This window comes from Brevundimonas naejangsanensis (assembly GCF_003627995.1).
GTDB classification, from domain to species: domain Bacteria; phylum Pseudomonadota; class Alphaproteobacteria; order Caulobacterales; family Caulobacteraceae; genus Brevundimonas; species Brevundimonas naejangsanensis_B.
Genome location: NZ_CP032707.1, coordinates 511,435 through 524,137 on the forward strand (window position 1 = coordinate 511,435; position 12,703 = coordinate 524,137).

Below are 12,703 nucleotides of genomic sequence, written 5' to 3' on the forward strand. Positions count from 1 at the left end.
CGCCCTCGCCGACGATCAGCGCTCGGCGGCCAGAGGCTCGAGGCGCCGCGCCCGCCTGGCCCTCGGTTGAGGCCGCACGCCCAGCAGCAGGCCCAGCCAGCCCAGGCGACGCGCCGCCTCATAGGTCGCGAAACAGCCCAGGAAGGTGGCGGCGATCAGCAGCCCCGCCTCCAGCAGCAAGGGCAGGCCCAGCGGCGCCAGATGGTGCGCCGTCACCACGGTGATCGTCTGGTGCATGATGTAGAAGGGGAAGACCCCGACCGTCAGATAGCGCAGCACCGGCCCGCCCCGATTCAGATAGCGCGCGCCATAGCCCAGGACGGCGACGATGAAGGCCCACTGGTCGACGGCATAGACTAGGCGCATGGCCGCCTGCAGCGCCTCGGGCGGCACGGCGTCCTCGGCGCGCCAGGTCCAGGCGTAGGCCGCCCACCCGGCCCAGGCCACCAGGGCCAGGATCAGGGCCGGGCGGCGCAAGCGCTCATAGCCCGCCTTCAGCGCCTCGGAGCGCGCGCTGGCGAAGCCGAACAGGAAGACGCTGAACGACAGGGCGTGGTTGTACCAGTCGTCGACCAGGGCGTGGGTGACGGGAAAGATCGGGGCCAGGGCCAGGCGGATCAGCGCCAGCCAGACGATCGGCCAGACCAGCAGGCCCCAGCCCTTGAGGACGCGCTCCAGCCCCGCCTGGATCGGCGTCAGGAAGCGACGCCCGGCCGCCAGCAGCCCCGCCAGGATCAGGCTGTAGGCCAGCAGATAGGCCACGAACCACATATGATTCCAGGTCGGGGTGATCAGGCAGCCGTCGGCGTCGCACCAGCCGCCCGAGGCGGTCGCGTACTTCACCCAGAAGTCGGTCAGCCAGGGCGAATGCGCCGGGTCGGCGACGCCCAGCCCCCGCGCCGCCTCGACCACCTCGTAATAGGTCTGCGGCGGCACGATCACGAACATGGCGAACAGCAGCGGCGGCGCCAGGCGCAGCAGGCGCGATCCGGCGAAGCGGCGGGCGCCGCCCTCCCCTTGCCGCGCGAAGCCGTCGAACAGGAAGCGCGTCGCCGCCCCCGACACCAGGAACAGCAGCGTCAGCCGCCAGGGGCTGGTCAGTTGCATCACCGGCTCCAGCGCCTCGACGGGGCGCGGACTGTTCACATGCCAGTCCCAGGGCACGTAGAACATGCCGACGTGATAAAGGATGAGCAGCATGAAGGCGCCGACGCGGATCCAGTCCAGATCATGGCGGCGCGTCGGCGGGGCGAGAGGTTCGGCGGGCATGGGGGCGACCTGTGAGGAATGACGAAGCGAGGCCTGGGCTCTCATTTCGGCGCGGCGGGCCGCAACCGGCCGGGGCCGGGCGGAGGCCCGGCGGGGCCGATCCGAAGACGCCGGGGACGAGCGGCGACGCTCAGGGGGCGAACGGGGCGCGGCGCGACCTCGTGCAGGGCTGGACGGTCGCGGTCGGCGTCATCGCAGCCTTCATGGTGGTCAACGCCCTGACGGAGCTGACCGACTCACCGTCGCTGCGGCTCTGGGCGCCTTGGGTGTGGGAGGCCACCAGCGCCCTGGCCCTGGCCCTGGTGGTCTGGCTGCCCTGGCTGGCGGGCCGCATCGCCCCGCCCGCCCGGCTGAACGACGGCTGGGGCGCGTGCACCCGCTTCTTCGCCCTGCATCTGGCGACGGCGGTCTTCTACAGCCTGCTGCACGTGCTGGTGATGGGGGCCATGCGCCACGGCGTCTACGCCGCCCTGGGCGAGGTCTATGACTACGGCCCGCCGGTCGAGCGCTTCATCTATGAGTTCCGCAAGGATCTGCTCAGCTACGGCCTGTTCGTCGGCGTCTTCTGGGCGGTGCGAAGCCTGCGCGAGGCGCGCGAGACGCCGCTGCGGCCGGTCAGCTTCGACATCCGCGACGGGGCCCGGCTGATCCGCGCGCCGCTGGACGACATCCTGGCCGCGACCTCGGCGGGCAACTACGTCGAATTCGTGCTGGCCGACGGCCGTCGCCCGCTGATGCGCGCCACCTTGGCGGCGGTGGAGGCGGAGCTGGAGCGCTGCGGCTTCGTCCGCACCCATCGCGGCTGGCTGGTCAACGCCGCGCGGATGAGCGGCCTGCGGCCCGAAGGCTCGGGCGACTGGACCGTCGAACTGGGATCACTGGAGGCGCCGCTGTCGCGCCGCTATCCCGAGGCGCTGGAGAGGCTCAGGGCCGAGCGCTCCGGCGCCTAGGCCTACTTCAAGCCATCTTCCGCCAGCGTGTGCGCCACGATGGCATTGGCGTGGCCATGGCCCAGGTCGTGCTCGTCCTTGAGCAGGGTCACCAGCTCCATGTGCTTGGCGGGATAGCGGGCGCGGACCTCCGCCTTCCACTCGGCGATGGGTCGCCCGTACTTCTTCTCGATAGAGGGGAAATAGGACGCAGGGCCCTTGATCGGCGCTTCAGTCATCGGCGGCTTCCTCGCGTTTGCGAGCCACTAGACGCGCGACCGCCGCGCTGCGCAATGGGCCTCGCATGACGCGGATCGGACGCGCCCCCTTCACCCGCGACGGCCTCAGGGTCTAAGACCCCTGCATGAACACCACCGCCCCGCTTCCCGACGCCGCCGGCCAGAACTGGGTGGACCGCCACGCCCCCGAGGGCCTCAAGCCGTGGCTGAAGCTGGGCCGCTTCGACCGCCCGATCGGCACCTGGCTGCTGCTGCTGCCCGGCTGGCAGGGGATCATGCTGGCGCTGAACCAGTACGACCGGCCGTTCGGCGGCTATGAGCTGTGGCTGCTGGGCGGCTTCGCCGTCGGCGCCGCCCTGATGCGCGGGGCGGGCTGCGCGGTGAACGACATCGCCGACCGAAACTTCGACGCCCAGGTGGCGCGCACCGCCCTGCGCCCCATCCCGGCGGGCCAGATCAGCGTCAAGCAGGCCTGGCTGTTCGTGGCGGGCCTGTGCCTGGTCAGCCTGTGCATCCTGCTGACCATGAACCTGATGTCCGTCCTGCTGGGCGCCCTGTCTCTGGGCCTGGTGGCGGCCTATCCCTTCATGAAGCGCATCACCTGGTGGCCCCAGGCCTGGCTGGGCCTGACCTTCAACTGGGGCGCCCTGCTGGGCTTCGCGGCGGCGACGGGGGGGCTGTTCGCCCTGGGCTGGCTCTATGTGCTGAGGGTCAAGGCCAGCGGCGACGGCTACTGGATGGCCGAGGGACTGGACCGGATGGGTCACCTCGCCCTGTCGGCGGGCCTGCTCTACGCGGGCGGGCTGTTCTGGACCCTGGGCTATGACACCATCTACGCCCTTCAGGACATCGAGGACGACGTCATGGCCGGGGTGAAGTCCTCGGCCCGCGCCCTGGGCGGCAAGGTCAAGGAAGGCGTGGCCGTCTTCTACGTCCTGGCCGTGGTCCTGGCCGGGGCGGCCGGTTTCGCCGCCGGTCTGGGGCCGGTCTTCTATGTCGGCCTGGCGCTCTACGCCCTACATCTGGCGTGGCAGGCGCGGCGGCTGGACCCGCAGGACACGGTCTTGTGTCTGCGGCTTTTCAAGTCAAATCGCGATGCGGGGTTGATCCTTCTGGCCGCGATCGCGTTCAACGGCCTAGCTTTCTGATCGAACCGTTCCCAAGGAGCCCGGCATGATCCCTTCGCGCCCCGTTCGCGCCCTTCTCGTCACCGTCGCCGTCGCGGCCTCGCTCGCTGCCTGCCAGCGCCAAGAGAAGAAGGCGGCACCGACCGCGCCGGAGGCGACCGCCCAGGCCGTCGCCGAGGGGCCGCTGAAGTATGAAAGCGCCACCCCCTACGCCAAGGTCAGCCTGAGCCTGCCGGAGGCCGTCCTGGCCTACCCCGCCCTCTATGCGCCGCTGTACCGCGACGAGGTGGCCAGGCTGAAGGAATACGCCGAGGGCGCCCAGGCCGACCGCACCGAGGCGGGCTCGCCCGAGGGCATGCCCCCTTATGAGAAGACCATCGTCTTCGGCGCCCCGGTCGAGACCGGCCGCCTGTTCAGCCTGATGCGGACCGACTTCGACTATTCCGGCGGCGCCCATCCGAACACCGTCGCCACCGGCCTGCTGTGGGACAAGGCCGAGGGCCGTCGCATCGCCGCCGCCGACCTGTTCGCTAAGGGCGCCGACCGCGCGGGCGTGGAGCGCGCCCTGTGCCAGGCGGTGAACACGGCCAAGAAGGCCCGCCCCGGCGCCCAGCCCGTCGCCGCGACCGGCGACATCTGGACCTGCCCCAAGCTGGACAAGGTGGCCGTGACCCTGGCCCCCGGCGCGGTTCCGGGCAAGGCGGGGGGCCTGACCTTCCTGATCGACGCCTATGCGGTCGGCCCCTATGTCGAGGGCGCCTACTATCTGACCCTGCCGCTCTCGGCCTTCCAGAGCGCCCTGTCGCCGACCTATGCGGGCGAGTTCGAGGGCGCCCCGGCCAAGGCGGGCGACGTCACCGAGGACCTGCGGCCGAAGGGCTAACCCTTCTACCGCTCATCCCTGCGGAGGCGGGGATGAGCGGTGTGTTTCTCAGTCCGCCAGAAAGGCGTCGACCAGGACGTCCAGCCGTTCGGGCTGGTCGATCATGATGAAGTGCCGGGCGTCGTCGACGCGCGTCAGCGTCACGCCCGGCAGGGCGGCGTATTCGCGGCTCCACAGGGCGTCGGCCAGGGCGGCGGGCGCCCCGCCGTCGGCGTCCGAGGCATAGACGGCCCAGACCGGCGTGGTCATGGCGGCCAGGCCCGGACGGGCGTCGGTGGTCATCACCTCGCGGATGGCGCTGGCCATGGCCTGGCGGTCGGAGGCCATCGACCAGTCGACCATGGCGGCGCGCCCGGCCGCGTTGCGCATCATGCCCACGGCCGTCTGTTCCTGCTGGCGGCGGAAGCTCGCGGCGTCCGCGCTCAGGAGGGCGGCGGCGGCCTGATCGGCGAAGGGGCGCGCCGTTTCCGGCGTGGCCTGCGGGCCGAACATGGCGCTGAAGAAGGGCAGGCTGTCGACGCTCATCACCCGACCGACCGCCTCGGGATGTTGCTGGGCCAGCAGCAGGCCAGCCAGACCGCCCATGGAGTGGCCGATGATCGCGGGCCGGTTCAGCGTCACGGCGTAGCGGGCGAGGTCGTCGACGGCGGGCTGGACGAAGGCGCCGTCGCCGTGCGTCCAGGCCTCTCCGGCGAAGCCCGCCAGCTGGACCAGATGAACGCGATGGGTCGCCGACAGCCGCTCGGCCAGCGGCCGCCACACCTCGCGCGAGGAGGCGAAGCCGGGGATCAGGATGACGTCCGGCCCCTGCCCCATGACCTCGACCGACAGGCGGTCGGAGACGAAGGCGGGCGCCGCGACGCGCGCCGGTTCGGCCTGGGCGGGGAAGACGATGCTGGCGGCCGCGAAGCCGACGGCGGCGGCCAGGAGGAAGGCGCGCAGGGTCCTGGCGGGAGCGGAGATCGTGGTCATGGCGGTTCCTTTGTTCGGCGCCCTCCCCGGCCGTCATCCTCGGGCCTGACCCGAGGATCGGGTGATCCGCTGGCGCATCGCCGGATCAGACGAGCGCGCGGCCGGCCTCGATCCTCGGGTCAAGCCCGAGGATGGCGGAGGTGGGGGGGCCTGTGTGAAGGGTCAGGCGTGAGGGTTTTCGAAGATGTCCTCGACCGGCCGCTCGAACAGGGCGGCGATGCGGTAGGCCAGATCCAGGGAGGGGTCGTGCTTTTCGGTTTCGAGCGCGTTGACCGCCTGGCGCGAGACGCCCAGCGCCTGCCCCAACTGCTCCTGGGTCCAGTTGCGTTCGACGCGCAGCAGTTTCAGCTTGTTCTTCATCAATTCGACGACCGGATGAAGGGCGCCGTCGCGCCGAACGCCGCCCAGAACAGCGGGATGATCAGCCAGCCAGGCAGATGCGGCGCGCCCGCGAAATTCTCGCCAAAGCCCCAGGCGGCGAACACGGCCATGGCGACCCCCGAAGCGACGATGAACTGCTTGGCCATAATCGCGCGCACGAACTCGTCCGAGTCGCGCATGAAGCTGAGCAGCGCCCAGATCTGGCAGGCGATGGGGGCGGCGGCGGCCAAGGCCAGGAGCCAGGCGACAGGCTTGCCCTGAACCGCGTCGAAGACGCCGCCGATCACCGCGACCATCAGAACGACATAGCCGCCCATGAAGGCGAAGGTGCGCCGGGCGTAACGGCGCGAAGCCGGGGTGAGAACGCTGGAAGTTAAGGACAACATGACAGGCGCTCCTGACTTTGTGTAAGGGTAACCTGACACGCCCGAAATGTCATGTCAACCTGACTTTTCGTCAGCACATCCTGACTTTCTTGCCAGCCGCCCCGGCGCCCCCTAGCCTGTCGCCATGCGTAGTGTTTTCGCCCTCGCCGGCGCGTTCCTGACGGCCGCCCTCTCCGCCCCGAGTTTCGCGCAGGATGTCCGGGGCGCACGGGACTTCGCCGACCTGCCGCGCGTCGAGGGCGCCCACGTCCGCGCCTGGCGCCAGCTGGCGGTGGCCGAGATCACCTTGCCGACCGGGCCGGTGGCCGAGGGGAGCGCGCCCGACAAGGCGGTGCGCCTGCAGGGCCAGATCAGCCATACCGACTATGTGATCCGCCCGGCGATCAGCCCGCTGGACATCGACCGCCACTATGAGGAGGCCCTGCGCTCAGCGGGCTATGAGACGGTCTTCGCCTGCACCGGCATCAGCCGCTGCGGCGCGGGCATGGGCGCGCTGATCCTGCTGGGCGACGCGGTGTCGCCGCCGGGCTTCGCCGACGGCGTCTTCAACGACCAGTTGCGCGTGACCGTGGCGCGCAAGGGGGCGACCTGGGTGCTACTGCACATGACGCGGGGACCGGACCGGTCGCTGGTCTATCAGGCCGTGGTCGAGGGCGCCCGTGACGTCGACTAGACGGATCGCCGATCCGGCCCGTTTCATCCGCGACAACACCCGCCTTCAGCCCGTCTCGCACACGCCCGAGATTTCGCTGTGGCTGGCCGACGAAGTCACGCCCATCTGGCGGCTGACGGAAGAGGAGCTGGGCGAGATGGGCCTGCCGCCGCCGTTCTGGGCCTTCGCCTGGGCGGGCGGGCAGGCGCTGGCGCGCTGGCTGCTGGACCATCCCGAGAGCGTCAGGGGCCGCCGCGTGCTGGACCTGGCGACGGGGTCGGGCCTGGTGGCGATCGCGGCGATGAAGGCGGGCGCGGCCTCGGTGCTGGCGGCCGACATCGACCCCTTCTGCGCCGCCGCCGTGGCCGCCAATGCCCTGGCGAACGGGGTCGAGATCGCCTTCACCGCCGAGAACCTGCTGGAGAACCCGCCCCCGCCGTTCGACCTGATCTGCGCCGGGGACGTCTTCTACGAAGGGCCGATGGCCGAGGCGGTGCTGGCCTGGCTGAAGGCGGCGCGGGCGCAAGGGGCCGAGGTGCTGGTCGGCGATCCGGGGCGCACCTATTTCCCCACATCGGGCCTGACCCGGCTAGCGGAATACCGCGTGCCGACCACGCGCGAGCTGGAGGACCAGGAGGTCAAGCGCACCCGCGTCTGGTCGCTGGACGGCTAGGGGCCACCGCCTTCCCTTCGCACGCCGCCCTTCCTCCCCCACGCCGTCATCCTCGGGCTTGACCCGAGGATCGGGGGCGATGGCGCGATCGGCCTCGTTGCCCCCAGCGGGCGGACGGCTCGATCCTCGGGTCAAGCCCGAGGATGACGACGGGGGAATGAAGCGGAGCCCCCCTCAGGCGTCGCGCGGCAGGACGGTCAGCACCCGCGCCATGAACTGGTGGAAGGCTTCCATGTAGTCGCGCAGGAATTGTTCGGTGTCGGACGCCGACACATTGCCGTCGTCGTCGACCAGGCCGGGCTTGAACTGGATATAGGCCTCGGGCGCGTTCATCTGCGGCGCCTGGAGGAAGCTCAGCACCGAGCGGAGGCTTTGCTGGCTCACGGCCGTGCCGATGGCGCCGGGCGAGGTCCCGATCACCGCCGTCGGCTTGTTGGCGAAGGCGTTGGTTCCATAGGGACGGCTGGCCCAGTCGATGGCGTTCTTGAGCCCGCCGGGGATCGAACGGTTGTATTCGGGCGTGACGATCAGAATGGCGTCCGAGCCCTTGATCGCCGCCTTGAAGTCCGTGGCCACGGCCGGATAGGCGGCGTCGTAGTCATAGGAATAGAGCGGCAGACCGGAAAAGCCGATCTCGTGCATCTTCAGCTTCTCGGGCGCCAGCTTGACCAGGGCCTTGGCCAGCTTGCGGTTGATCGAGTCCTTGGCCAGGCTGCCGATGATGTAGCCCACATTGTAGCTGGTCATGACGCGCATCTCGCTGGTGAAGGCAGCGCCGACCGCCGCCGTCTATGAAATGTCCGGCGAAACGGCGGGGTTCCGCCCTCAGACGCGCACGGCCCGCCGTCCTCGCCCCGCCTCGCCGAAGACGCGCAGATAGCGGTCGATTTCGGCCCGGTCGCCGGTGGCCTTCTCGACGTTGTCGGACAACTTGACCGCCGGGCGGCCCGCCGCCTTCGTGACCTTGCACACCAGGGACAGCGGGATCAGTTCGGGCGCCGGAACCGGGGCGCAGTCGCGGAAGTCGTTGGTCAGGTTGGTGCCCCAGCCGAAGCTGGTGCGCACCCGCCCCTTGAAGTGGGCGTGGGCCGCCTCGATGCCGTCGACGTCCAGGCCGTCGGCCAGCACCAGCAGCCGCTCGCGCGGGTCGCGGCCCTTGGACGCCCACCAGGCCATGATCTCCTCGCCGCCCTCGATCGGCGGGGCGGAATCGGGGCGGAAGCCCTTCCAGTCGGCCAGCCAGTCGGGCGCGTCGGCCAGGAAGGCGCGGGTGCCGAAGGCGTCCGGCAGGGCCACCAGCAGATTGCCGTCATAGGCCGCGCGCCATTCCTCCAGCACGCGATAGGGCGCGGCGCGCAGGGCCGCATCGTCCTCGCCCGCCATGGCCGCCAGCACCATGGGCAGCTCGTGGCCGTTGGTGCCGATGGCCTCTAGGTCGTTGTTCATGGCCAGCAGCACGTTGGAGGTGCCGATGAAGGCGACGCCCAGTCCCTCCTTGAGCGCCTCGACGCACCAGCCCTGCCACAGGAAGCCGTGGCGGCGCCGCGTGCCGAAGTCCGACAGGGCCAGGCCGTCCAGCGCCCTCAGCCGTTCAATCTTGCTCCACAGCTTGGTCTTGGCGCGCGAATAGAGGATGTCGAGCTCGAACCGGCCCATGCGGCGCAGGGCGCGGCGGCTGCGCAGCTCGTTGAGGATCGAAAGGGCCGGAATCTCCCACAGGGTGACATCGGCCCAGCTCCCGGAAAACTCCAGCCGGAACTGGCCGTCGGCCCCGCGCGACAGGTCGTATTCCGGCAGGCGATAGTCGGCCAGCCAGGCCAGGAAGTCGGGGCTGAAGATCGACTTCACCCCGTAGAAGGTGTTGCCCCCCAGCCAAATCAGCTCGCGGTTGGTGAAGCGCAGCGACCGGGCGTGGTCCAGCTGGGCGCGCAGCTCGGCCTCGTCCACCTCCGCGGCCAGGCGCACGGAGGCGGTGCGGTTGATGACCGAGAAGGTCACCGGCACGTCGCGGAACCGCCGCCAGATCAGCTGCAGCATCAGCAGCTTGTAGAAGTCGGTGTCCAGGAGACTGCGGACGATAGGGTCCAGCCGCCAGCCGTGATCATAGGCCCGCTTGGCCAGGTCGACGCTCGCCATGTCCTCAGTCGTTCTCCTGCGCCGCCCCGGCCGGGGCCTCGTCTTCGTTCAGCAGCCGCCCTTCGCGGCTGGGCGTGATATAGGGCGCCGGCTGCGGCGTGGGCAGGTTGCCGCGCATCAGGGATTGGCCCGCCTGGAGCCCGCCGGTCACTTGCAGATCCAGACGCGCCGCGTCGCGGCGGCGCACCTCGGCGATGACATCGGCCGCCTCCTCGTCGGGAAAGCCCAGGCCGGCCAGCACGGCCTCGCCGAACTTCAGCGCCGATTCGAAGGTCTCGCGGATCTGATAGTCGACCCCGGCCTCGATCAGGCGAAGCGTGTGGCCCCGGTCATAGGCGCGGACGAACAGCTTGGCGGCCGGGAACTCGGACTTGACCAACTGGACGATGCGGTCGGCCGTCTCGGGCTTGTCGACGCAGACCAGCACCGCCTCGGCCTTGCCCGCCCCCGAAGCGCGCAGCGTGTCCAGCCGTGCGCCGTCGCCGTAATAGACCTTGAAGCCGAACCGACCCGCCGCCTGGATCATCTCCACGTCGATCTCGATGATGGAAACGTCGACGTCGCGCGCCAGCAGGGGCTGGGACACGACCTGGGCGAAGCGGCCGAAGCCGATGATCAGCACTCGCCCGCCCAGGCCCTCGGCGGAATCCACCCCCTCGGCGTCCTCGGGCGAGAGGCCGCGCTCCTTGGGCATCAGTCGCTTCAGCGCCAGGGTGGTCAGGGGCGTCAGCGCCATCGACAGGATGACGATGGCCGTCAGGGCCGCGCTGACCCTCGCGTCGATCACCCCGCCGGCGGCCGCCGCCCCATAGAGAACGAAGGCGAACTCGCCCCCTTGGGCGAACAGGGCCGCGCGCTCGACCGCCTCGCGCCGCCGCGCCCCGAACAGCCGCGCCACGCCGTAGATGACGCCCGCCTTGACCAGCATGAAGGCGGCCAGGCCCGCCAGCACCATGCGCCAGTCCGCCAGCACCACCCCCAGGTCCAGGGCCATGCCCACCGACAGGAAGAACAGGCCCAAGAGGATGGCGCGGAACGGCTCCACGTCGGCCTCCAGCTGATGACGGAAGGCGGAGTCGGACAGCAGCACCCCGGCTAGGAAGGCGCCCATGGCCATGGACAGCCCCGCCTGGTCCATCAGGAAGGCCGTGCCCGCCACCACCAGCAGGGCCGCCGCCGTCATCACCTCGCGCCCGCCGTAGCGCGCCAGGAAGCGGAAGGCCGGATTGAGGCCGTAGCGGCCGATGGCCAGGACCGCTGCCACCGCCGCCACGGCCAGGCCGACGGTGCGCCACAGGGGCGGCGCGGCCTCGTCCCCGCCGCCCACGGCCGCCGACAGCACCGCGACGATGGCCAGAAGCGGCACGATGGCCAGGTCCTCGAACAGCAGGATGGAGACCGCCCTCTGGCCCGAGGGGGCGGGCAGTTCGCCGCGCTCCTCAAGCATCTGGACGATCACGGCGGTCGAGGACATGACGAAGCCCATGGCCCCGACGAAGGCCGCCGCCGGCGGCGCCCCGGCCGCCATGGCCGTCAGCGTCAGGGCCAGGCCGCTGAGCCCCACCTGGGCCGAGCCGAGGCCGAAGATCTCGCGCCGCAGGCCCCACAGGCGCGACGGCCGCATCTCAAGGCCGATGATGAACAGGAAGATGACCACGCCGAACTCGGCGACGTGCAGGATGGTGTCCGGCTCGCGGAACAGGGCCAGGCCGAACGGGCCGATCGCCGCCCCCGCCGCCAGGTAGCCCAGCACCGATCCCAGGCCGAGCTTGCGGAACACCGGCACGGCGACCACCCCGGCCGCCAGCAGGGCGGCGACATGGCCGATATCCAGTCCCGTCGTCGCCTCGGCCATGGTGCGCCCTTATGGTTTCCAGCCTGATAGTGGGATCGAAGCCGCGCGATTGCGAGAGGGTGCGCCCTACTTCTGGCGCGGCCCGCCCAGCCCTTCGTCGGTGCGGACCAGCCGTCCCTCGCGGCGCGCCGTCGCCGCCTGGGCCAGTTCCTGGGCCGCCAGGCGGACCTCGGCCTGGACGCCCCCGTCGCGGTCCAGGGCTTCATGGCTGGTGGCGTAGGGCTCCCAATAGCCGATGTAGCGGTCGAGCTCGGCGTCGGGACCGGCCGGGGTCAGCTTCATCGACGTGAGCCAGTCCGAGACCGACCGGCGCACGTTCTCGGCGCCTTCGACGTCGCCGTGGACCACGACCGAAAAGACCCGCCCCGCCAGATGGCGCGGATAGCCCCAGCCCGCCAGCTCGACCGCCTTGGCCGCCTTCGGGTCCTTGCCGCGGGTCAGGGTCGGATCGGGATTGCCGCCATCGGCGCAGACCAGCCGATCCATCATCAGCTTCATCGGGCTGGAGACCTGATACCAGTTGACCGGGGTGACGATGAAGATCGCGTGCGCCTCGACCCACAGGGGGTAGATGTCGTTCATCCAGTCCTGGACCTGGCCCAGGGAATAGTTGGGGTAGCAACTGCACGGCCAGTGGCACAGCGCCGCCGCCGTCGAGAAGCAGGCCTTGCACGGATGGATGTCGCGGCCGAACTCCGAGGCCAGGCGCGACAGGTCCAGCACCGTCGTCGCCAGCCCGGCCTCCTGCAGCGCCGCCTCGGCGATCTGGGTCAGGCGCCAGCTCTTGGACATCTCGCCGGGGCAGGTGTGCTCCGAGCGCGAGGAGCCGTTGATCAGCAGGGCGCGCAGCGGCCCGGCCGGGTCGGCATGGCGCGCCTCGGCCGCGTCCAGCGCCGCCCGGGCGTTCAGCCAGTCGACGGCCAGATCATAGGTCGGATCGGCGTAGCCCGGCCCGGCCTTGCGCGTCACCGGGCTCTTGCGGCCCTGGATGTAGCCGTCCCAGGCGACCGCCGCGACGCGGTCCAGTTCGGCCTTGAGCGGGGCGAAGGCCGGGTCGGCGAAGCGGCTCAGGAACCGCGCGGTGAACGCGGCCCGGCTCAGCTCCGGCGAGGGCATGCCGCGCCGCGGCTCGGGGGCGCCGGGGGAAGAGCCTTCGGTCATGCTCGCCTCCTGTCGGTTCATCGGGCTAACGACGGCCCCG

General features: G+C 70.7%; 14 protein-coding genes. 5 read left to right on the forward strand and 9 right to left on the reverse strand.

What is annotated here, in order from left to right; genetic code table 11:
• Positions 1-15 precede the first annotated feature (15 nt).
• Complete coding sequence (locus tag D8I30_RS02390; protein WP_121481319.1) at positions 16-1,269, reverse strand: acyltransferase family protein; 1,254 nt, start codon at positions 1,267-1,269, stop codon at positions 16-18.
• 161 nt (positions 1,270-1,430) lie between these two features.
• On the opposite strand from D8I30_RS02390, the gene D8I30_RS02395 reads away from it, so the two are divergent.
• Positions 1,431-2,219: a LytTR family DNA-binding domain-containing protein gene (locus tag D8I30_RS02395; RefSeq protein WP_240387292.1), complete on the forward strand. Its 789-nt coding sequence runs from the start codon at positions 1,431-1,433 to the stop codon at positions 2,217-2,219.
• A gap of 2 nt (positions 2,220-2,221) precedes the next feature.
• Here D8I30_RS02395 and D8I30_RS02400 read toward each other — a convergent pair whose 3' ends face one another.
• Positions 2,222-2,437, reverse strand: a complete 216-nt coding sequence (locus D8I30_RS02400) for a DUF4287 domain-containing protein (protein ID WP_121481320.1) — start codon at positions 2,435-2,437, stop codon at positions 2,222-2,224.
• Positions 2,438-2,562: 125 nt separating this feature from the next.
• Here D8I30_RS02400 and D8I30_RS02405 point away from each other — a divergent pair, with 125 nt between their 5' ends.
• Entirely contained in the window at positions 2,563-3,585 is a 1,023-nt protein-coding gene (locus D8I30_RS02405) for a UbiA family prenyltransferase (RefSeq protein ID WP_121481321.1), read from the forward strand.
• Between the two features lie 25 nt (positions 3,586-3,610).
• Complete coding sequence (locus D8I30_RS02410; protein ID WP_121481322.1) at positions 3,611-4,447, forward strand: DUF3298 and DUF4163 domain-containing protein; 837 nt, start codon at positions 3,611-3,613, stop codon at positions 4,445-4,447.
• 48 nt (positions 4,448-4,495) lie between these two features.
• Here the strand turns inward: D8I30_RS02410 and D8I30_RS02415 are convergent, their stop codons facing one another.
• The 3 genes from D8I30_RS02415 to D8I30_RS02425 all read right to left on the reverse strand — a co-directional run bounded on the left by D8I30_RS02415 (position 4,496) and on the right by D8I30_RS02425 (position 6,186).
• Entirely contained in the window at positions 4,496-5,419 is a 924-nt protein-coding gene (locus D8I30_RS02415; RefSeq protein WP_121481323.1) for an alpha/beta fold hydrolase, read from the reverse strand.
• 162 nt (positions 5,420-5,581) lie between these two features.
• Complete coding sequence (locus D8I30_RS02420; RefSeq protein WP_121481324.1) at positions 5,582-5,779, reverse strand: helix-turn-helix transcriptional regulator; 198 nt, start codon at positions 5,777-5,779, stop codon at positions 5,582-5,584.
• Positions 5,779-6,186 (reverse strand): hypothetical protein, encoded by a 408-nt coding sequence (locus D8I30_RS02425; protein ID WP_121481325.1) that lies wholly within the window; start codon positions 6,184-6,186, stop codon positions 5,779-5,781. The genes D8I30_RS02420 and D8I30_RS02425 overlap by 1 nt, the downstream gene beginning before the upstream one ends.
• Before the next feature lie 124 nt (positions 6,187-6,310).
• On the opposite strand from D8I30_RS02425, the gene D8I30_RS02430 reads away from it, so the two are divergent.
• Together D8I30_RS02430 and D8I30_RS02435 are read left to right on the forward strand one after the other, a co-directional pair.
• Positions 6,311-6,859 carry a hypothetical protein gene (locus D8I30_RS02430; protein ID WP_121481326.1) on the forward strand — a complete coding sequence of 183 codons (549 nt, stop codon included), beginning with the start codon at positions 6,311-6,313 and terminating at the stop codon, positions 6,857-6,859.
• Positions 6,846-7,511, forward strand: coding sequence for a class I SAM-dependent methyltransferase (locus tag D8I30_RS02435; protein ID WP_121481327.1), 666 nt, complete (start codon positions 6,846-6,848; stop codon positions 7,509-7,511). Before D8I30_RS02430 ends, D8I30_RS02435 begins: the two co-directional genes overlap by 14 nt.
• 174 nt (positions 7,512-7,685) lie before the next feature.
• Here D8I30_RS02435 and D8I30_RS02440 read toward each other — a convergent pair whose 3' ends face one another.
• The 4 genes from D8I30_RS02440 to D8I30_RS02455 form a co-directional block, all read right to left on the reverse strand.
• Entirely contained in the window at positions 7,686-8,258 is a 573-nt protein-coding gene (locus tag D8I30_RS02440; protein ID WP_121483350.1) for an NADPH-dependent FMN reductase, read from the reverse strand.
• A 78-nt stretch (positions 8,259-8,336) separates the two neighbouring features.
• A complete protein-coding gene (locus D8I30_RS02445; RefSeq protein ID WP_121481328.1) occupies positions 8,337-9,647 on the reverse strand; it encodes a nicotinate phosphoribosyltransferase in 1,311 nt (436 codons plus the stop codon).
• Positions 9,648-9,651: 4 nt separating this feature from the next.
• A complete protein-coding gene (locus tag D8I30_RS02450) occupies positions 9,652-11,502 on the reverse strand; it encodes a monovalent cation:proton antiporter-2 (CPA2) family protein (protein WP_121481329.1) in 1,851 nt (616 codons plus the stop codon).
• Between the two features lie 66 nt (positions 11,503-11,568).
• Entirely contained in the window at positions 11,569-12,663 is a 1,095-nt protein-coding gene (locus D8I30_RS02455) for a flavodoxin family protein (RefSeq protein WP_162938783.1), read from the reverse strand.
• Positions 12,664-12,703: the final 40 nt, after the last annotated feature.

What these genes read in the sequence shown, in the direction of transcription:
- D8I30_RS02440 (WP_121483350.1), bottom strand. Translation starts at nt 8,258, where the DNA reads ATGACCAGCTACAATGTGGGCTACATCATCGGCAGCCTGGCCAAGGAC.
- D8I30_RS02390 (WP_121481319.1), bottom strand. Translation starts at nt 1,269, where the DNA reads ATGCCCGCCGAACCTCTCGCCCCGCCGACGCGCCGCCATGATCTGGAC.
- D8I30_RS02450 (WP_121481329.1), bottom strand. Translation starts at nt 11,502, where the DNA reads ATGGCCGAGGCGACGACGGGACTGGATATCGGCCATGTCGCCGCCCTG.
- D8I30_RS02415 (WP_121481323.1), bottom strand. Translation starts at nt 5,419, where the DNA reads ATGACCACGATCTCCGCTCCCGCCAGGACCCTGCGCGCCTTCCTCCTG.
- D8I30_RS02430 (WP_121481326.1), top strand. Translation starts at nt 6,311, where the DNA reads ATGCGTAGTGTTTTCGCCCTCGCCGGCGCGTTCCTGACGGCCGCCCTC.
- D8I30_RS02400 (WP_121481320.1), bottom strand. Translation starts at nt 2,437, where the DNA reads ATGACTGAAGCGCCGATCAAGGGCCCTGCGTCCTATTTCCCCTCTATC.
- D8I30_RS02455 (WP_162938783.1), bottom strand. Translation starts at nt 12,663, where the DNA reads ATGACCGAAGGCTCTTCCCCCGGCGCCCCCGAGCCGCGGCGCGGCATG.
- D8I30_RS02445 (WP_121481328.1), bottom strand. Translation starts at nt 9,647, where the DNA reads ATGGCGAGCGTCGACCTGGCCAAGCGGGCCTATGATCACGGCTGGCGG.
- D8I30_RS02410 (WP_121481322.1), top strand. Translation starts at nt 3,611, where the DNA reads ATGATCCCTTCGCGCCCCGTTCGCGCCCTTCTCGTCACCGTCGCCGTC.
- D8I30_RS02405 (WP_121481321.1), top strand. Translation starts at nt 2,563, where the DNA reads ATGAACACCACCGCCCCGCTTCCCGACGCCGCCGGCCAGAACTGGGTG.
- D8I30_RS02425 (WP_121481325.1), bottom strand. Translation starts at nt 6,186, where the DNA reads ATGTTGTCCTTAACTTCCAGCGTTCTCACCCCGGCTTCGCGCCGTTAC.
- D8I30_RS02420 (WP_121481324.1), bottom strand. Translation starts at nt 5,779, where the DNA reads ATGAAGAACAAGCTGAAACTGCTGCGCGTCGAACGCAACTGGACCCAG.